General features: G+C 48.8%; 11 protein-coding genes, 1 tRNA gene and 1 riboswitch. Of the genes, 6 read left to right on the forward strand and 6 right to left on the reverse strand.

Annotated elements, in window-relative coordinates:
- Nucleotides 1-61 precede the first annotated feature (61 nt).
- The gene (locus G5S52_RS06785; RefSeq protein WP_165012358.1) at nt 62-1,417 is read left to right on the forward strand and encodes a MipA/OmpV family protein; all 1,356 of its coding nucleotides are present in this window, start codon (nt 62-64) and stop codon (nt 1,415-1,417) included.
- Nucleotides 1,418-1,524: 107 nt separating this feature from the next.
- Here the strand turns inward: G5S52_RS06785 and G5S52_RS06790 are convergent, their stop codons facing one another.
- The 4 genes from G5S52_RS06790 to G5S52_RS06805 all read right to left on the reverse strand — a co-directional run bounded on the left by G5S52_RS06790 (nt 1,525) and on the right by G5S52_RS06805 (nt 5,859).
- The gene (locus G5S52_RS06790) at nt 1,525-2,001 is read right to left on the reverse strand and encodes a hypothetical protein (protein ID WP_046303305.1); all 477 of its coding nucleotides are present in this window, start codon (nt 1,999-2,001) and stop codon (nt 1,525-1,527) included.
- A 170-nt stretch (nt 2,002-2,171) separates the two neighbouring features.
- Nucleotides 2,172-2,762, reverse strand: coding sequence for an FMN-dependent NADH-azoreductase (locus G5S52_RS06795; RefSeq protein WP_165012359.1), 591 nt, complete (start codon nt 2,760-2,762; stop codon nt 2,172-2,174).
- Nucleotides 2,763-2,954: 192 nt separating this feature from the next.
- On the reverse strand, nt 2,955-3,653 hold the full coding sequence (locus G5S52_RS06800; RefSeq protein WP_002540572.1) for a TSCPD domain-containing protein: 699 nt from the start codon (nt 3,651-3,653) through the stop codon (nt 2,955-2,957).
- Between the two features lie 49 nt (nt 3,654-3,702).
- Nucleotides 3,703-5,859, reverse strand: coding sequence for an adenosylcobalamin-dependent ribonucleoside-diphosphate reductase (locus G5S52_RS06805; RefSeq protein ID WP_165012360.1), 2,157 nt, complete (start codon nt 5,857-5,859; stop codon nt 3,703-3,705).
- A 347-nt stretch (nt 5,860-6,206) separates the two neighbouring features.
- Here G5S52_RS06805 and G5S52_RS06810 point away from each other — a divergent pair.
- The 3 genes from G5S52_RS06810 (at nt 6,207) to G5S52_RS06820 (ending at nt 7,610) form a co-directional block, all read left to right on the forward strand.
- Nucleotides 6,207-6,280: transfer RNA gene (locus G5S52_RS06810), tRNA-Cys, on the forward strand.
- A gap of 116 nt (nt 6,281-6,396) precedes the next feature.
- Nucleotides 6,397-6,654 carry a DUF6482 family protein gene (locus G5S52_RS06815; RefSeq protein ID WP_002540574.1) on the forward strand — a complete coding sequence of 86 codons (258 nt, stop codon included), beginning with the start codon at nt 6,397-6,399 and terminating at the stop codon, nt 6,652-6,654.
- A 275-nt stretch (nt 6,655-6,929) separates the two neighbouring features.
- On the forward strand, nt 6,930-7,610 hold the full coding sequence (locus tag G5S52_RS06820; RefSeq protein WP_165012361.1) for an HAD family hydrolase: 681 nt from the start codon (nt 6,930-6,932) through the stop codon (nt 7,608-7,610).
- A gap of 61 nt (nt 7,611-7,671) precedes the next feature.
- Here the strand turns inward: G5S52_RS06820 and G5S52_RS06825 are convergent, their stop codons facing one another.
- Entirely contained in the window at nt 7,672-9,060 is a 1,389-nt protein-coding gene (locus tag G5S52_RS06825) for an alanine/glycine:cation symporter family protein (protein ID WP_165012362.1), read from the reverse strand.
- A gap of 70 nt (nt 9,061-9,130) precedes the next feature.
- Nucleotides 9,131-9,243, reverse strand: a riboswitch (glycine riboswitch).
- A 386-nt stretch (nt 9,244-9,629) separates the two neighbouring features.
- Between G5S52_RS06825 and G5S52_RS06830 the strand changes: the two genes are divergently transcribed.
- Both G5S52_RS06830 and G5S52_RS06835 read left to right on the forward strand, forming a co-directional pair.
- A complete protein-coding gene (locus G5S52_RS06830) occupies nt 9,630-10,766 on the forward strand; it encodes a hypothetical protein (RefSeq protein ID WP_165012363.1) in 1,137 nt (378 codons plus the stop codon).
- Between the two features lie 62 nt (nt 10,767-10,828).
- Nucleotides 10,829-11,983 carry an amidase family protein gene (locus G5S52_RS06835; protein ID WP_046303299.1) on the forward strand — a complete coding sequence of 385 codons (1,155 nt, stop codon included), beginning with the start codon at nt 10,829-10,831 and terminating at the stop codon, nt 11,981-11,983.
- Between the two features lie 543 nt (nt 11,984-12,526).
- Here the strand turns inward: G5S52_RS06835 and G5S52_RS06840 are convergent.
- The gene (locus tag G5S52_RS06840) at nt 12,527-20,044 is read right to left on the reverse strand and encodes a S8 family serine peptidase (protein ID WP_165012364.1); all 7,518 of its coding nucleotides are present in this window, start codon (nt 20,042-20,044) and stop codon (nt 12,527-12,529) included.
- Nucleotides 20,045-20,413 lie beyond the last annotated feature (369 nt).

Below are 20,413 nucleotides of genomic sequence, written 5' to 3' on the forward strand. Positions count from 1 at the left end.
CGAAACGCTTTCCTTTAAATGCGTTACAATTACCTCACTTGGATTAATGCATAGAAGATGAATGAAATATCAGTTTCCCTTAATGCTTGCTGCAGCGTCCCTTTGTTTTACTGGGGTATCACACGCGAACAGCGAACCCGAATCAGTTGAAAAGTCAGAGACTTTAGAGACACTGCGCTTAAAGCGGAGTGAAAACTGGGGTTTAGCGGCAACAATTCGCTCTGCGGGTATTCCTTATTCCGACAGCGGTAGTGATATTGTCTCCAGCTTTGTACCGATGATGTTCTATGAAGATGAGGCATTCTTTATTGATGGTATTGAAGGTGGCTTGAGGCTATGGGAAGAAGATGAGTGGCGGTTGAATACTATTCTTCGTATGCGTTTTATCGACCTTCCTACAGCAGTACAAAATGACATTGGTGGTGACACCGGGGATTTTGGTTTCCAGTTGAAACGTCAATTGGGTGATGGTTGGTATGCGGATTTAGACCTACTTTCAGATAAAAGCAGCCGTTTTCACGGTATAGCGACCTTGGGTAAAAAACTCGAAGGCGAAAGTTACGATTTGAATGCGACAGTCTCCGCGCGATACAAAGATGCTGACTTTAACAGCTTCTATTACGGCCTTTCTGAATACAGAAATGACGGAGTGGAACTGGGCGCGGGGATGGACTTTAAAGCGGGCGTAAAAGGGCGTTACCATGTCTATTCCAATCTTTATCTGGTTGGCGCGGCCTACGCGACCTACTTTGACGAGAATGTGCGCAATGCGCCAACCATCAGCAACGACTGGCAAGGTGAGGTTTACGCGGGCTTTGGATTCTTTAACGATAATCGCCGCCATGGCGAGCGGGAAATTTCTACCCGCCCTTACTGGCGTTTAGCGCACGGTTGGGCCACACCTTCCAATATCGGTGATATCCTCGCCGGTGACACTGAAAAAGACCCGTTCAACAACCAACTGACTTCCGTTTTTTATGGTCATCCACTCAGTGATGAGTTGTTTGGTATTCCGATGGATTTGTACCTGACACCAGGTATTGTTTGGCACTGGAACTCAGACGTTCAGGCTTCTTCAGCCGAAATTGTGATGGCCATTAAAGCCTATTACACCATCGATTGGCCAGCAAAATGGCGACTTGGTGTGGCAGAAGGCCTTTCTTACGTGAACAACATTACTTACATAGAACAAACGGAAATGGATGAGAAAGGCTATGAGCCAAGTAATTTGCTCAACTTCATCGACCTATCTCTTGATGTGAATCTGGGGGATCTGTTTGGTAAGTCAGAATGGAACCGCGCCTGGTTGGGGTATTCGATTCACCACCGCTCAGCAATCTTTGAAAAAGCGAGTCAGTTTGGCCGTATCAAAGGCGGGAGTAACTACAACACGATTTACTTGCAGATCGAGTTCTAGGGCTTTTGGACAGGAAGTTTCTATAGAGAAGATAAGGCGAGCGCCGGGACATTTGGGAGAGAAAGGATATGATGCTTTCAATTTCCCGACGCTCTAATTCTTAGGTCTTATTTTGTGTAAGGCAGGTAGCCGGTGAAACCGACAATCTTCCAACCCGCAGGTGTTTTCTTCAGATAGTAAAGTGTTTGCCAGTTCAGCACTTCTGGCTCTTTGCCTACAACTTGAATCGTGCCATCAAACTGCTTTCTCGCAATCGCCTTGCCATCTTTTACTTCAATCTGTTCCAGCGTTGTCAGCTTGTGAACGGCGTCTTCCAAAGGCTCAGCATATTCAGTATCTAAACTTGCGCGAGCGGCTTCCAGCCAGGAGTCGCGGTAGTTTTCAAAGCGTGAGAAGGCGAGATTCCATTTACCTGGGTCATTGTCGAAACCCGCGTTGACGGCAAAGAATTCGTCCTCGAGGAAATCATTTTCTACCATGGACCAATCCGCTTGGGTGTAAGCGCGGATATCTTTTGCGACTAACATGTCCCAAATTTCAGCGCGGTCTTCGTCATTTCCTAAAAATGGATTTGCTTTAATCACTTAAGGCTCCAGCAGGGCAAATCAAAGGCCACATAAGAACGGATTATTCACCAAATGAAAATGCCGAAAAGGCGATGCTGAGACAATGATCGAACAAAAAGGATGTCTACATAGACACCCAAAATGAAAAAGGAAATTTAAGTTAGCAATAGCATGAAGGAAACTGTTCTTTACGAAACATGCGCCTTAAGGTTTTTGGCTGCTTGCTCCATGGAAGCCTGTGCAGGCTCTTCGCCCATAGCCAGGGCTTCGGCATAAACAAACTGCACATCGGTGATACCCACAAAACCCAGCACGGTTGTCAGATAACCGGTGATGTGTTCGGTCGGCATGTCTTTATGCATACCACCGCGGGTCGTGACGACAATGGCTTTTTTTCCGGTAAGCAGGCCTTTTGGACCATTCTCGGTGTAAGAGAAAGTGACGCCAGCGCGGGCGATAAAATCAATCCAGTTTTTCAACTGAGTTGGAATGTTGAAGTTGTACATGGGGGCCGCGATAACCAGTGTGTCACTTGCCTTAATTTCTTCAATCAGTTGGTCTGATTGAGCCAGCGCTTCCTGTTGGCGTTTGGTTGGGTTTTCTGCGCCACGCAACCCCATCATCAGTTCGCCGTCCAATACTGGAATGGGGTGAGCTGCCAGGTCACGTTCGATCACAAAAGTGTCTTCACCAAACTGTGAAACCAACTGGTCAATCAATTTGGTTGAAGAAGAGTATTCGCCGAGAATGCTTGATTTTAAAACCAGTACGCTAGCCATAATTTGCTCCGTTTAAGTATTTTGGTCACGTGTCTTGTGTTGTTAGAACAAACTATAGATGGTTGTTTATATGCAAAATAGCGGAAATATTCGTATCGGTTGTTCGAATTATTTGAACAAGGCGCAGGTAGGTATCTCAAATAGTAAAAAGGCTTCCATTAGGAAGCCTCTTCTTAACGACATTTCAGCACATTAACCGCACTTAGAGTCGCCACAGTTCAGGCAAGTCTGACAACCGTCTTTCACGATAACGGCTTTGTTGTGGCACTTGTAGCAAAGGGTTGCGCTCGGTGGGAAGCCCGTGTTTACCGGTTCTTCCTCTTTCACTTCTGCTTTTGCAGCGTTCTCAGCACGTTTGGCTTCCAGAAATGCCTTCTGGTGTTCGTCCATCTCTGGGTTTTTCAGCATGCCGATTTCCATCAGGTGCTGTTCAATCACATTGCCGATTTCAGCAATCAGAGAAGGCACATATTTACCTTTGTTCCAGTAACCGCCTTTAGGGTCGAATACGGAACGCAGTTCTTCCACCAAGAAAGTGACGTCGCCACCTTTGCGGAATACCGCGGAAATAATGCGAGTCAGCGCGACGATCCACTGGTAGTGCTCAAGGCTCTTGCTGTTAATGAAGATTTCAAAAGGACGACGCACTTCGTGGTCAGTACCTTCGTTCAACACAACATCGTTGATGGTAATAAACAGAGAATGCTCAGAAACGTGTTCTGGCGTCTTCAGTTTATACGTCGAACCCAGCAGTTTTTCTGGGCGTGGCATTTCTTCATGCATGGTTTCAAATGTTGGTACTTCAACAACAGGAGCAACAGGCGCTTCCTGAACGGCGTCTTTGCTTTTTACTTTGTACGCAACAATTTTGCTTTCGATTTTACGTGTCATAACGAATTACTTCTTTCTCACAAAGGGCAGCGTATTTGTCTGTCTGCGGTTAGAACTTACCGTAGTAGCCTTCTTTCAGGGCGTCGTAGAGGTTAGCTGCGGTGTGTTCTTCACCGTCATACTCAATCTTCTCGTTGCCTCTGGCTTCAAAGGTGGTGCCATCTTCCAGCGTGAATACGTAAGTGGTGTTTTCCAGATCTTCTTCTTTCACCAGAACACCCTGGAACACTTCTGGGTTGAAGCGGAAGGTGGTACAACCTTTCAGACCCTTGTCATACGCATCCATGTAAATGTCTTTAAAGCTTTCAAACGGGAAGTCAGTCGGTACGTTTGCTGTCTTCGAGATTGACGAGTCAATCCAGCGCTGTGCAGCAGCCTGAACTTCAACGTGCTGGCTTGGTGTAATGTCATCGGCAGTGATGAAGTACTCTGGCAGTTGCTCGTCTTCTTTCGTGCTGTATGGCATTGCTTTCTGGTTGATCAGTTCGCGGTATGCCAACAGCTCAAAGCTGAACACATCGACGCTTTCTTTTGATTTCTTACCTGGCTTGATCACGTTACGGGTGTAGTGGTGAGCAAAGCTTGGTTCGATGCCGTTACTCGCGTTGTTTGCGAGTGACAGAGAAATCGTACCGGTCGGAGCAATAGAACTGTGGTGAGTGAAACGACCACCGTTAGCCGCCAGTTTCTCAATCAGGTCTGGACGTACTTCGCCAATTTGCTGCATGTAACGGCTGTATTTCGCGTGCAGGACTTTACCTTTCACTTTGTCGCCCACTTTGATGCCGTCTTTCGCCATTTCAGGGCGCAGACGCATCATTTTAGGGGTAACGTCGAATTCTTTGTCCATCACTGGTGCTGCGCCTTTCTCTGCAGCAAGCTCGATCGCTTGTTCCCAACCAGTGATCGCCATTTCCTGAGAAACTTGCTCAGTGAAAGCGATAGATGCTGCACTGCCGTATTTGTGGCGAAGCATCGTCAGGGTAGAACCCAGACCCAGGAAGCCCATTCCATGACGGCGTTTGGTTTCGATTTCTTCACGTTGTTTTTCAAGCGGCAGTTGGTTTATCTCAACCACGTTGTCCAGCATACGGGTGAAGATAGCCACTACCTTACGGTACATGTCCCAATCGAAGTAGGCATTGTCGGTGAACGGGTCACGAACGAACTTGGTCAGGTTTACTGAACCCAGCAGACACGCGCCGTAAGGAGGCAGCGGCTGTTCGCCACATGGGTTGGTTGCACGAATGTCTTCGCAGAACCAGTTGTTGTTCATTTGGTTAACTTTGTCGATCAAGATAAAGCCTGGTTCTGCGTAATCGTAAGTCGACGACATGATCACGTTCCACAGGTTACGCGCTGGCATGGTGCGGTAGATTTTGCACGCTACGCGGCCTTTATCATCTTCAACCAGACCATCTTTGCTCGGCCAGTCTGCCCATACGATGCTTTCATCGTTCTGCAAATCGGTGCCGTCTTGACGCGCTTCTTTCGCGGTCACAGGGAAGATCAGTTGCCATTCGCCATCGTTCTTAACGGCTTCGATAAACTCTTCAGTGATCAACAGAGACAGGTTGAACTGACGCAGACGGCCATCTTCACGCTTCGCACGGATGAACTCCATTACGTCTGGATGGCGGATATCCATGGTGCCCATTTGCGCGCCGCGACGACCACCTGCTGAAGAAACGGTGAAGCACATTTTGTCGTAGATATCCATAAACGACAGTGGGCCAGAGGTGTATGCACCTGCGCCTGAGACAAACGCACCGCGTGGACGCAGGGTAGAGAAGTCATAGCCGATACCACAGCCCGCTTTCAGGGTCAGGCCAGCTTCGTGCACTTTACCCAGAATGTCGTCCATTGAATCTTCAATGGTGCCACTCACAGTACAGTTGATGGTTGAGGTAGCAGGCTTGTGCTCAAAAGCGCCAGCGTTAGACGTAATGCGGCCTGCTGGGATAGCACCGTGACGAAGTGCCCACAGAAATTCGTTGTACCATTTTTCGCGTACTGATTTTTCTTCGAGATCGGCAAGTGCACGAGCAACACGCTTGAAAGTATCATCCAGTGTCGCGTCGATTGCGTCACCGTGTTTGCTTTTCAGGCGGTATTTGCTGTCCCAAATTTCCATTGACGTATCTTGGTAAGGAATAGCGAGTACGCCAGTGGATTCGATATCAGAAGCTGACTTGGTTTTAGCCATTATGAATTGCACCTCGAAAGTAATGCCGTCTTGTTGAGCGAAGCTTGGCCAGAAACACTATATTGTGCCCCTGATCGACAAGGGCGCAGATCAAACCACTATATCCTGTGATCTTCAAGTCTTGACAAACACTCTTTTCGGCAGAAATTTCACTTCTCCTTACAGGATAGTGTGTTGTGTATCTAAAGACTCTCAATGTGAGAGGTGTTGCGCTTGCAAAGGCGCATTTTTACTCGAAGTGATCAAATCAGAAACACTCAGTTGGAAAGGTGAAAAAAACCGTTGCGTTGAGCGTAAGCCTCTCTATAATTCCGTCCCGTAGCCAGAGACACTCTCTGATACTCAAAGGCGCGTTGGCAGAGTGGCTATGCAGCGGATTGCAAATCCGTGGACCTCGGTTCGACTCCGGGACGCGCCTCCATTTCTCTCCCTACGACTTTCCCTTTTGTCACTTACGGCTTTTTCAAAACGCTACTTTCTGATCGCTGTGACTTTACCGCGCGTAACTCTCTTAAATCACAACAAGAGGGAAGACCAATGTCGAATGCAGAAGCCATCATTGTTAGTTGCGGAGACACCAGCAAATACCTCATTGGTACCAGCGCAGGTCGCGGCACAGTGACATATCAGCGGAGCAAGGACGGGGATTTGATGTTCTTCGAATGCCTAAATACAGCAAAAGAAGCGCTGACACAGCAGGGTTTTACATCAGCGACGTTGGTGATGGACAATCCCTACGACGAAATGATTGGTGAAGAAGCCAGTGAAACCAGTAGTCACGTGATTTCGCTTTAGGTCTGGTTAAACTTCAGCATCGCCCCACATCACACAATCTTTGAAAGTGATGGTTACAAATTGTTAGTAGCCATCACCTTGTCACATTTCTTTTCTAGCGTATGCGCCAATCTTGATGTGCGTCTACTATCTGTAATTATCAGTAAAGATTGTTGCCCAGACGTTGCATTTGTAAATACAATGTTCGGCTTGCGCGGAGAATGGTGACCGCCACGCGCAATTTCAAATCAGCCTTGAGGGTTGTTTCTGTATCCTAGATTTGAGGACTGGCGTTAATGAACCTGTTTATGTTGGATGTCGATGGGACGTTGATCGACAGCTACGACTTTGATTCCGATTGTTTTCGCTCTGCTGTAGAGGAAGTAGTAGGAATTGAACTAACCGATGATTGGGGCGCGTTTACCAACGTGACTGACGTCGGCATTTTGGAAGAACTGATTGAACAACAGGGTATGCGTCAAGACAGAATGCGCATCCTTCGTGAAGTGAAAGCGCTGTTCCTACAAAAACTGAGAGAGTATATCTCTTCAAACAAAAACGATCTTGTTGCCACACCAGGCGCGATCGAGTTTGTGAATGACATGAAGTCACACCCAAATGTGGTGTTGGCTATCGCAACGGGGGGTTGGCAAGAGTCTGCCAAGATGAAACTGAGGGCGGCGGGTTTTGATATCACTGGAGTGAGCTTTGCTTCTTGTTCTGATGCAATGACGCGGAGTGAAATCATGGCGCTGGCGGCTTTCCGTGCTAAGCAAGACACGGGTGCCGTATTCTCTCGCCGCGTTTACTTCGGTGATGGGGAATGGGACAAAATGGCAACCAGCACACTGGGCTATGAATTTGTCGCTGTGGGCACGAAAGTTCAGCATCACACCCGAATTCCAAACTTCGTTCATTATGATGCGATCTTCGGAAAATTAGGTCTTAGTAATATGCTAAATGCCAAAACCGCGTAGTCATCTGGAAAAACAAAAACAGCGCCAATTGGCGCTGTTTTTCGTTTTATCGAATCACTAATCAGGCTTTGGCGGCTTTGGAGTCAGACGATGAGCTAACCATACTTTTCAGCGATTCAAAGTAGACTTTGGTTTCTTCCGCAACAACATGGCGGAGCAGGATCAAGCCAATCAGGTTTGGTACCGCCATCAGTCCATTCACGATGTCGGCAATCAGCCAAATCATATCCAGTTTGATAAACGCACCGGACAAAATGAGCGCCACGAAAACAATCTTATACGTCAGCACTGCAGGTTGACCAAACAGGTACACCACACAGCGTTCGCCGTAATAGTTCCAACCAAGAATCGTGGTGAAGGCAAAGAACATCAGGCCAATAGCAACAATCATCGGACCAAAACCTTCGTTCAAGCCAAGTGAGAAGGCCTCTGTGGTCATGCGTGCACCATCAATGTCCATCGTCCAAACACCAGTTAGCACCAGTGCCAAACCTGTCATTGAACAGATGACGATGGTATCCAAGAACGTGCCAACCATAGAGATCAAACCCTGGCGGACACAAGAGTTGGTTTGTGCAGAAGCGGCTGCCATTGGCGCACTTCCCAAGCCTGATTCGTTTGAAAATACACCACGGGCGACACCTGCCTGAATGGCAATCATGATAGAGGCACCCACAAATCCACCTGTTGCAGCCTGACCGGTAAACGCAGACTCCACAATCAGACTAATCGCGGAAGGGATAGCACCAGCATTGTTCACCAGAATGCCGACACAAGCGGTGACGTAAACCACTGTCATGGTCGGAATGATCTTGCTCGCCAGGCCTGCAATAGATTTGATACCACCAATAGTCACTGCGGCAACTAGCACGGTCAGCACAATCGCAGTGATTTCATGTGGAATATTGAACGCGATATGACTGGCATCCACAATGGCATTCACCTGTGGGAAAGTACCGATGCCAAAGCAAGCCACACCAATGGTGAAGAAGGCAAACAAACGCGCCAGCCACTTTTGGCCTGCACCTTTTTCCAGGTAGAGCATGGGTCCACCCAGCATATTACCTTGAGCGTCTTTCTCGCGGTATTTCACGGCAAGCAGGCACTCTGCATATTTTGTTGCCATGCCGAAAAGAGCCGCCATCCACATCCAGAACAGAGCACCCGGACCACCCAGTTTTAAGGCGGTGGCAACACCAACAATATTACCGGTTCCAATGGTGGCAGAAAGGGCAGTACAAAGCGCAGCAAAGCTAGAGACATCACCTTTACCAGTGACGCCTTCTTCTTTTTTGAACACGTAAGATAGCGCTAAAGGCAATTTAGAAAACTGGATCGCGCCAAGACGGAAAGTGAAATAGATACCTGTGCCGACAAGTAGCAGCAGAAGTGGTGGACCCCAGACGAGGTTATCGATGATTTGCAAAAAGTCGTAAAGCGAATAGTTCATTTATCCCCCTTTAGATTAAAAGGAGGAGAGTAGCCGCAGAAAAATAGCAAAAAGATCGCAGATTAATGCGGTTATCTCCTCTGTCCTTTTGCCTGAGAGTTTCACTCGAATCCATCAATTAAGTTGGGCGAGCTTGCTCCTTCGGCGGGTAAGTCTGGCTTACCTCTCTCCAGAGTTCCCTCCCGCTACTGTCCTTACTCAAACACCAAAGTCAGTGTTAATGAGTGCCTGAAAGATTTACTTCTTCGGCGGATGGCCAATGCCATCTCTCTCCAGCAGCGTTCACCGGGTCTTCAAATTTTCGTTAGCATCATAGATCACAAAAATATGAATGCAATTGAAAATGGGATGTTTGGTAAAGAATTGGCCAGAATCGCCTAAAAAGATAAATGTGTGTTAATGAAACGTTTCTTTGGCTGGGTGAAAAAAGGAGATGTCGAACAAACCTTGAACAATTGTCCGGTCGGGGATGTGAGCATTGGTCTATCTTAATTTTGAGACGGAATCTGGCTCAAGAAAGTCCCTGAGAGGCCGATATAACTTCATCTGAACTGTAATTAAATCTGTCAATGACCACGTTTAACGAAATCCTTGGTACCAAATCGGGTGATCCTGAATCCACTGTGAAACAGCGCTACAAGTTGCTGTCTGTTCGCGTGCACCCAGATAAAGGTGGTTCCAAGGCGTTGATGCACCTCGTTCGCCATTCCTACGACAACATTGTCAAAGGGAAAGGGGAACATCCTCTTGCGATTCCAGCGGCCTCTTTTGCAACCGGCGGTAATACCGCGGCGTTAGAGCGAGAGCTGTCAGCGGTTAAAAAAGAACGAGACGAGTTGTCTGCGTTGAACCAGTTACTCAAGGTGCAGCTTAATCAAGCGCGAAAAGGAAGCAGCAATACATCGAACAGTACTGATTACTCCCGCAAGATCGCTCAACTTGAAGGGGAAATGGTGCTGCTCAAAGAAGAGCGAAATCGCCTTCAAAGCCAGAAAGATGCAGCCATTGTAGAGCAGGGTAAGCTGGCTGGTGAGCTTCGTCGCGCCTTGTCAGAAAACGAAATGCTGGAAACTGAACTTGAGCGTAATGCCGGCGTGAAAATGCCGGGTGCTGTTCAATGGGCACAAAAGTTTTGGTTGCCTGCGATGGCGATGTCTTCACTGGTTGCAGTGTTGTTTCTCGGGGCAACAATGGTGAACTGGTCGGCAATGACCGCGTGGTTTGATAGTGAAGAGCCAGAAGTGATTCCACCCAAGGTCACAGTCGTGCATGCCAAACCAAAGAGCCCTATTGCGGCTGATAATGAGCCTGCCACCGAAGAAACTACACCGGTGATGTCAGAGGCGTTACGCAAGCCATTTCTTCAACTGACAAATAAGACTGGGGTTTGGTCTCTGGCGTCATACACCGAGACAGAACGGCCGTATATTGCTATTCGCAGTGATAACGGCTCTTACATTGTGAATGACTGTAGTGGTGAGTTCAGGCTTTACCTCAACGAGCCATTTAAACCGTTGCGAGTAGCAGCGAACCTGATCTATTTGCACCAAAATCAGCATTTCCATGTATATAAGATTCCATATGGACAAGGGTCATCAGCGGAGAGCTGGCTGCAAAGCAGAAAGCTTCAGATAAACGACGAGCTCTTTACCAGTGAGGCATTTCGGGACAGTCGCAGCGCTTTGTTGGAAAAATGTCGCTCTTAATTACGCAGAGTTTGACTTTTAGTTATAACCTTATGAATAACTAGAGGAAATAATTAATCGATATGGCCGAGGACAACTTTCTCATCAATGTGTACAAACCAGAGCGGCAGGATTTTCCCTCTGGTGTGTTAGCCCGTCAGCGCCTTGTTGTCAGCGACAATGTGGGCATACAAGACATGGTGACGGGTATTGGGATTCCTGCATGGGCTGATGGTCACGAGCCGGCAAAAAACGACGCGCACGTGGTTTCAACCCTGATGCACTCAGGTTGTCGATTGATTGGCAAAGCGCAAGTAGATGATTTTGGCACCAGTATTAGCGGTCTTAACCCTTTCCTCGCAAACCTTAAAAATCCTGTCTCTCCGGAAGCCCGATTAGGTGGTTCATCATCAGGCGCTGCTATCGCTGTAGCCAAAGGTAAAGCGACGATTGGTATCGGTAATGACTGTTGTGGCGGAGTGTTGATTCCGGCTTCCTATTGTGGCTTGTATGGCTATCGTCCATCGCAAGGTATGGTTGACCTTCGTGGGATCACTCCGTTTTCACCGTCATTCGATGCAGTGGGTTTTATGACAAGGCATCTTCCCACGCTGGAACAGGTTGCCGAGAAGTGTTGGACGAAACCGCCTAGGGCGGGCCGGCTCAAGAACATTGTTAACGCGTCTTCTTTATTCCATGAGCTACTTTCTATCGAAGCGCTGCTAGAGTGGGAAGAAAAGTTATCCAAATCGAAAATCTTCCGAAATGACATGCCAAATCTCAGCAAGTTAACCCTGACACAGGCACACAATATCCACTCTGTGATTCTGGGCAGGGAAGTGGATTTGCAGTATGGCCAGTGGCTGGATGTGCATAAACCTAAGTTCTCGGAAGAGACGGAAGAACACTTAAAGCAAATTCGTGGTAAAAGCTTTAAAGACTTCGTCGAGACCAAGAAAAAGCGTGAATTTTTCAGTGACAGTCTGCAGGGTTTCTTTGGCTCGGGAGAGGTACTGATGATTCCTACATCTCCGGGTCAGGCACCCACTGAAATGTTTATGGACGAAACATTCCTTATTAACCAACGCCGCTTATATGCTATTGCTGAAGTGGCTGGTTTGGCCCAGCTGACGTTGCCTCTTTTGATGGTTGATGGTACGCCGATGGGTGTGTCTCTTCTTGCTCATCCTGGCGAAGATAGACTGGTGTTTGAAGCTGCCGCTCGTTGGTATCAATAAACGACTTCCTGCGTTTAAACCTCTTTGATTTCTGCCACATTTTTTCTGTGACACTTTCGTTTTTGATTGAGTTGTCAACAGCCAGTCTCATTTTGTCTCACTGTTTTGACCGACATGTAACACGGTGATGTGCAAATGGTTTATTCGTCATCTAACGAACTATTTTTACCGAACTCCGACCACTCCTTTCGACCTGCCCTTTAGACATCAGGTCAAGAAAAATTTATTTTTTCTTCAAATTGCTGGTAAGTCACTTATATTAAAGGGAAAAATAGCCATTAGCCCATGGTGAACCTATCAACAGAATCTGTGGATAACTAGGTGAATTAGTTGGGCGGCAAAAAATATAAAGCTATGATTTTAATGATATAAAAATCCCCTCGTGGTCGATTTGTGAATGGCTGTTTGGCTGTGAATGAGGTTTGTTACAGTCTTATTAAACTCAAAGATAGAAATTGTTTTAAAACTGACCGATATTCTTTCGCATTCGGGGGAAGATCGAACGAAAAACCAGACTGGGTTACCCAGTCTGATTTGTTGCCATTAAAGAGACTCGATAAGGTCATCGACCCCATTCTCATTGGCATCTTGTCCGCCAAGTGCGTCCCGCGCATCCAGCCTTCCGTCCCGATAGGTATCAAAACCTGCGAAATCGGAGCTGTCGATATCGAAGTTTGTGCCATCGTTACCGGGGTTAAGGCTCTCTAAATCGATGAAGTCTGCAATGCCATCATTATCGCTGTCCGGCAGGCTTGCGACAGTGGCGCCAGGATCGAAGTTATCCACCTTAAAGTTGTTGTCTACATCTTCAAAGCCAGCTTCAACGACGTCTGGAATGGCATCGTTGTCACTGTCCAAATCTAAGTCATTGGGAATACCATCATTGTCCGAGTCAGCGACAAACTGCGCTCCAGGTAAGGGAGAGAGTAGGAAGCGACTGATTTCAATGGCACCGCTGTAGAAGCTGGAATCTACGTAAAAGTCAGGGATCTCCCCTTCAAATACTTGGGTTCGCAACAGTTCGTTGTTTCGGAAATACGCAATGACACGGTCGGCTACCTGAATGGAAAGGGTGTCCCCAATCGCAATACCGCCAAATGAGCCTTTTGAAGCGCCACTCTCATAGATGTAGAGCGTGCTTCCAACGATGTAAAACGCATAATCGATATCTTGATAGCTGGCGGAAGTTTCATCTCTACCCAAACCTATCATGTTGTATGTGCCAAGACTGTCGACCAGAAAACTTAACTGATAATGCGAGCGGAAGCCGTATTCAGAAAAACGCTTAGAGTTTGCCTGGGACTGCCAATAGCCGCCGTTGCCAATCAAGGTTCCTTGGCTAAAGTTTGCATTGCCGGTAAGCACAGGCCACTCCGTCACGCTGGCGTTGATGTTTGATTCCAGATTGTTGGCGATACCGTCATTGTCTCTATCCATATCACGATTGTTCCCGATACCATCCCCATCGGTGTCTGTGGTTTCAGTCGCATCCGTTGGGAAGGCATCGCTGTTATCGCCGACGCCGTCACCATCCGAATCCGTGGTTTCGTTAGGGTCGAACGGGAAGGCATCGTAGATATCTAAGGTGCCATCGTTATCGTCGTCATCGTCATTCGGGTTAGAGAGTCCATCCCCGTCAGCGTCTTCCGCGCGGTCATCGACACCGTTGCCGTTCACATCGTTACCGCCGAGCTCATCATTGGCATCGAGCTTGCCGTCACCGTTGGAGTCAAACGCAGCAAAGTCATAGCCGTGCATGTCGAAGGCCGTGCCATCGTTTTCAGCATTCTGGCTTTCCAAATCAAGGTAATCCGGAATGCCATCGCCGTCTGAATCTGGGGCTGGGTTCACTGAGCCCTGAAGATTGATGGCGTCAACTTGAAGGTTTCCGTCGGCATCAACCAGACCCGCTTCAATCACATCCGGGATGGTGTCATTGTCAGAGTCCAAATCGAGGTCGTTGGTGACGCCATCGTTATCTGCATCCGTAGAAGCGCCTGAGCCTGACAGCGGCGTAATCTCAATACTAGAAAGCTGAATTGCACCACTGTAGAAGCTGGTATCGACATAGAAATCCGGTGTTGAACCGCTGTAATTGACACTACGTACCAGCGAGCCATTGCGGTAATAGGCAAGGGTGCCGTTGTTCACTTCCAGCGTCAGATCATCACCTGCGGCGACCGTACCAAAGCTGCCAACATACGCGCCGCTTTCGTAGATGTAGAGGGTCGTGCCAGCTATGTAGAAGGCATAATCAATATCGGTATAGCTTGCTGAGCTTTCAGTATTGCCCAACCCGAACATGTTGTAGGTGCCAAGAGCATCAACATGGAAGTTCAGACGGTAGTTATCGGTGAAGTCATAGCTGGAGAAACGGGCTGAGTTCGCCTGATAGCTCCAGCTTCCGCCGTTGGCAGACAGAACACCGTTTGAGAAGCTGGCTCCGTGAAGCACAGGCCAGTCAACGATATCTGCCTGAGTGCGGGATTCCAGATCATCGGAAAGGCCATCATTGTCTTTGTCGATATCGCTGTTGTCACCGACACCATCGCCATCGGAATCTGTGGTCTCTGAAGCATCATTCGGGAAAGCATCGGCGTTATCACCGACGCCGTCACCATCGCTGTCTGCGGTTTCAACAGCATCCGTTGGGAAGGCGTCACTGTTGTCGCCCACACCATCCCCATCGGTGTCTGTGGTTTCAGAGGCATCCGTTGGGAAGGCATCACTGTTATCGCCGACACCGTCACCATCCCAATCCGTGGTTTCATTCGGTTCGAACGGGAAGGCATCGTAGATATCTAACGTGCCGTCGTTATCGTCATCATCGTCGTTTGGATTGGAGAGTCCATCGCCGTCCGCATCTTCTGCGCGGTCATCCACGCCATTGCCATTAACGTCGTTGCCGCCGAGTTCATCATTGCTGTCGAGCTTGCCGTCGTCGTTGGTATCAAAGGCGGCAAAGTCGTAGCCGTGCATGTCGTAAGCGGTGCCGTCATTGGCAGCGTTGTGGCTTTCCAAATCAAGATAATCAGGAATACCGTCTCCGTCTGAATCCGGGGCTGGGTCGACATTGCCTTGTAGATCGATGGAATCGACTTTCAGGTCGCCATCAGCATCGGTTAAACCCGCTTCAATCACATCTGGGATAGTGTCGTTGTCGGAATCGAGGTCAATATCGTTGTTGACGCCATCACCATCTTTATCGATGGCAAAGCCTGCACCTGAAAGTGGCGAAAGCACAATACCCGACAGGCGGATAGCGCCACTGTAGAAGCTGGTATCAAGGTAGAAGTCAGGCGTATCGCCACTGTATTTAACTGAACGGACAAGTGCGCCATTGCGATAGTAAACAATGGTGCCGTCATTCACTTCCAGCGTTAGGTCGTCACCCACAGCGACAGAGCCAAAGCTGCCTCGGTAGGCGCCACTTTCGTAGATATAAAGCGTTGAACCTGCGATATAGAAGGCGTAATCAATATCGGTATAGCTTGCTGAGCTTTCAGTATTGCCCAGCCCGAACATGTTGTAGGCGCCAAGAGCATCAACATGGAAGTTCAGACGGTAGTTATCGGTGAAACCATAGCTGGAGAAACGCGCTGAGTTCGCCTGATAGCTCCAGCTTCCGCCGTTGGCTGAGAGGACACCGTTTGAGAAGCTGGCTCCGTAAAGCACAGGCCAGTCAACAATGTCTGCCTGAGTGCGGGATTCCAGTTCGTCGGAGAGACCATCATTGTCTTTGTCGATATCGCTGTTGTCACCAACACCATCGCCATCGGAGTCTGTGGTCTCAGACGCGTCATTCGGGAAAGCATCAGCATTATCACCAACACCATCGCCGTCTGAGTCAGTGGTCTCGGTGGCATCCCTAGGGAAGGCGTCACTGTTGTCGCCGATACCATCACCATCGGTATCTGTGGTTTCAGTAGCATCCGTTGGGAAGGCATCACTGTTATCGCCGACGCCATCGCCATCCGAATCGGTGTCTTCGTTTGGATCGAATGGGAAGGCGTCGTTAACGTCTAAGGTGCCGTCGTTATCGTCGTCGTCATCATTCGGATTAGGGAGTCCATCTCCGTCAGCATCTTCCGCACGATCATCGACACCGTTGCCGTTCACATCGTTGCCGCCTAGCTCATCATTGCCATCGAGTTTACCGTCGCCGTTCGAATCGAAGGCAGCAAAGTCGTAGCCATGCATGTCGAAGGCAGTACCATCATTGGCAGCGTTGTGGCTTTCCAAATCCAGATAATCGGGAACACCATCGCCGTCAGAATCCGGGGCAGGGTTCACTGAGCCTTGAAGGTTGATGGCGTCAACTTGAAGGTTTCCGTCTGCATCAACCAGACCTGCTTCAATCACATCCGGGATCGTGTCGTTGTCGGAATCCAGATCTACGTCGTTATTGATGCCATCGCCGTCAGCATCCGAAGAAACGCCTGAGCCTGACAGCGGCGTAAGTTCAATGCCAGACAGCTGAATTGCCCCGCTGTAGAAACTGGTATCAACATAGAAATCCGGTGTTGAACCGCTGTAATTGACACTACGCACCAGCGAGCCATTGCGGTAATAAGCAAGGGTGCCGCTGTTCACTTCCAGCGCCAGATCATCACCTGCGGCGACCGTGCCAAAGCTGCCGATATATGCGCCGCTTTCGTAGATGTAGAGGGTCGTTCCTGCGATATAGAAGGCGTAATCAATATCGGTATAGCTCGCCGAGCTTTCAGTGTTGCCCAGCCCGAACATGTTGTAGGTACCAAGAGCATCAACATGGAAGTTCAGACGGTAGTTATCGGTGAAGCCATAGCTGGAGAAACGGGCTGAGTTCGCTTGATAGCTCCAGCTTCCGCCGTTGGCAGACAGAACACCGTTTGAGAAGCTGGCTCCGTAAAGCAAAGGCCAGTCAACGATATCTGCCTGAGTGCGGGATTCCAGATCATCGGAAAGGCCATCATTGTCTTTGTCGATATCACTGTTGTCACCAACACCATCGCCATCGGAGTCTGTGGTTTCAGACGCGTCATTCGGGAAAGCATCGGAATTATCACCCACACCATCGCCGTCTGAGTCAGTGGTCTCGGTGGCGTCATTAGGGAAGGTGTCACTGTTGTCGCCCACGCCGTCACCATCGGTATCTGTGGTTTCGGTGGCATCCGTTGGGAAGGCATCACTGTTGTCACCCACACCGTCGCCATCGGAATCCGTGGTTTCATTCGGATCGAACGGGAAGGCATCGTAGATATCTAACGTGCCGTCGTTATCGTCATCATCGTCGTTTGGATTGGAGAGTCCATCCCCGTCAGCGTCTTCCGCACGGTCATCGACACCGTTGCCGTTCACATCGTTACCGCCGAGCTCATCATTGGCATCGAGCTTACCGTCGCCGTTCGAATCGAAGGCAGAAAAGTCGTAGCCATGCATGTCGAAGGCAGTACCATCATTGGCGGCGTTGTGGCTTTCTAGATCCAGATAATCCGGAATACCGTCACCGTCAGAGTCCGGGGCAGGGTTGACGGAAGCTTGTTGGTCAATCGAGTCGACGGTCAGATCACCGTCAGCATCAACCAGACCCGCTTCAATCACATCCGGGATGGTGTCATTGTCGGAATCCAGATCTACATCGTTGGTGACACCATCGCCGTCAGCATCCGAAGAAACGCCTGAGCCTGAGAGTGGTGTAAGTTCAATGCCAGACAGCTGAATTGCCCCGCTGTAGAAACTGGTATCAACATAAAAATCCGGCGTTGAGCCACTGTAATTGACACTACGTACCAGCGAGCCATTGCGATAATAGGCAAGAGTGCCGCTGTTCACTTCCAGCGCCAGATCATCACCTGCGGAGACCGTGCCAAAGCTGCCGATATACGCACCGCTTTCGTAGATGTAGAGCGTCGTGCCAGCAATGTAGAATGCGTAATCAATATCGGTATAGCTCGCCGAGCTTTCAGTGTTGCCCAGACCAAACATGTTGTAGGTGCCGAGGGCATCAACATGGAAGTTCAGACGGTAGTTATCGGTGAAACCATAGCTTGAGAACCGCGCTGAGTTCGCTTGATAGCTCCAGCTTCCGCCGTTGGCAGACAGAACACCGTTTGAGAAGCTGGCTCCGTAAAGCAAAGGCCAGTCAACGATATCTGCCTGAGTGCGGGATTCCAGATCATCGGAAAGGCCATCATTGTCTTTGTCGATATCGCTGTTGTCACCAACACCATCGCCATCAGAGTCTTTCGATTCGTTGGGATCAGATGGAAATTCGTCGCTGTTGTCGCCGACCCCATCACCATCAGTGTCAGTGGTTTCAGTTGCATCCAGTGGGAAGGCGTCGTTTTCGTCTAAAACACCGTCATTGTCATCGTCATCATCTTGAGAGTTACCGATACCATCGCCATCAGTGTCGTATTGCTCGTTAGGGTCAAGTGGTCGCCAGTCTTCATCATCGTTAACACCGTCACCATCATCATCGTTATCGGCGTTATTCCCGATACCATCACCATCTGTGTCTACGGACTCAGTTGCATCTTTCGGGAAAGCATCTTCCTCGTCTGGAACGCCATCATTGTCATCGTCGGTGTCGACGTCATCGAGAATGCCATCACCGTCTGTGTCTCTGGTGACGGATTCAACGAGGGTTTTCATATCCAGAATACCGCCTGTTACTGTTAAACCAGACCAGGCTGAAACAGGTCGCGCAGTGTCCATCACCAGTTGTTTAATTTCGCGATAAGTCATGCTTGGGTCTAACGCCCAAGCCAGTGCGACTGCACCCGTGACCACAGGGGTGGCCTGAGACGTGCCGCTGAACCCGGAATAGCCACCAGAGGAATTTGCCGTGTTAAATTCGGTGGGCGCAGCAATATCAACACTCACTGCACCGTAATTGGAATAGCTGATACGACCTTCACTTTGGTTAGATGCAGCAATACTCAGGATATTTTCGTTGTCATAAGAGGCAGGGTAGACGGGGCTGTTATCGATATTGCTATTGAAATTGTGTGAAGCGATAACCATGAGGTGGTCATCTTCTGCGATTTGACCAATCACATCTTTGAACGCCTGACTGTAATCGCCACTGATGCCCCAACTATGGTTAGAAATGCGGGACCCTTTCTCTGTGGCATACAACAAAGAAGCCATGGCATCGGATACCGCCGCAGAAAAGCTCAATGGGCCACCGGTGTCCATCAATTGGCACTTCCAGGCACTGCCGACATAACCAATCCCGTTATTGCCTTCACCACAAATGGTGCCTGCAACAGGTGTTCCGTGGCTGCCAAATACCTGATTGGTTCGGCCATTTATGTCATCAACGATGCCGTTTCCGTCATCATCGACGCCATTACCGGCTATTTCATCTGGATTTACCCAGAAGTTGTTCCGTAAGTCCTCATGTGTTCGCAAAACACCTTGGTCATAAACGGCGACAGGTCCAATGGCTGTCGCATCTGTGGTCGTTTCCCAAGCTTCATACGCGCGCAGTTGATTTAGCCACCATGCACTGCCGTTACTGATACCGTCGTTGGTTTCGTTTGGTGCCAACGCCCACTCGATAAGATAGTCCGGTTCCGCAAAAGCGGTATTGGGGTGGGCGTTTGCCGCTTCGAGTGCGTCGGCAAATGTCATTTCGTTGGGTATCTTGTAGACATGAACTGGACTGAGAGGGTCGCGAGAAACAGCGCGAAGGTGTGAAAACCCAATGCCCTCTAACGCTTTCTCTGCGCCGATTGCATCCTTGACCCTGATAGTCAGCACATCTGGAACATGTTGGGACTCAAGCATTTTGGCAAAGGTGGGTAATAAGATTGGATTGCGCCCTTGGCTAACGTGGTAGCTTTCAAACTTGATCCAACCAGGCGTTCTTGGTTGCGCAAGGTGAAGCGTAATTTGATTGCGCCAATATTCGCTATCTGGATAGTTTCGCAATGCATCTTGCAACCAAGGTCTTTCTGCATCTACCGGATATACCACCCCATTCCCAGCGAGACTTTGTTCAATTGGAATTCTTGGAATCGTTGAGCCTGCGTTTGCTATTGAAATAGGGGATGGGGTAGGGGCGGTTAACACATGTTGACTTCCCTCAAGCGATATATGACCGGGCGAAAGAGGGCTTCTCAAATCTTTCACCGCTACAGCGGTAAGCACACAAAAAACGATAACTGAAAACGATACAGCGACTTTCTTAATTAACTGTTTAAGACGAAATCGAGAGTTCTGGTCAGAGTCTGTATGGTTATTTTTCTTTGCCACGATAGATACCTTTGCGAGTGCCAGATATTTGAAAGTGAAATGCATACTTTTCGCTCGGATGATTGTTTTTATAAATTCAATATTTCCGAGGAAAGAGGTGTTGAAACTAGCGTAGTGCGGTTGGCTGGGTAACTTGTGTAGCAGTTTTACGACGAAACATGCATCGTGCTCAAATTAGGAGTTAAT

The organism is Grimontia sedimenti (genome assembly GCF_011045095.1).
Taxonomy (GTDB): Bacteria; Pseudomonadota; Gammaproteobacteria; order Enterobacterales; family Vibrionaceae; genus Enterovibrio; species Enterovibrio sedimenti.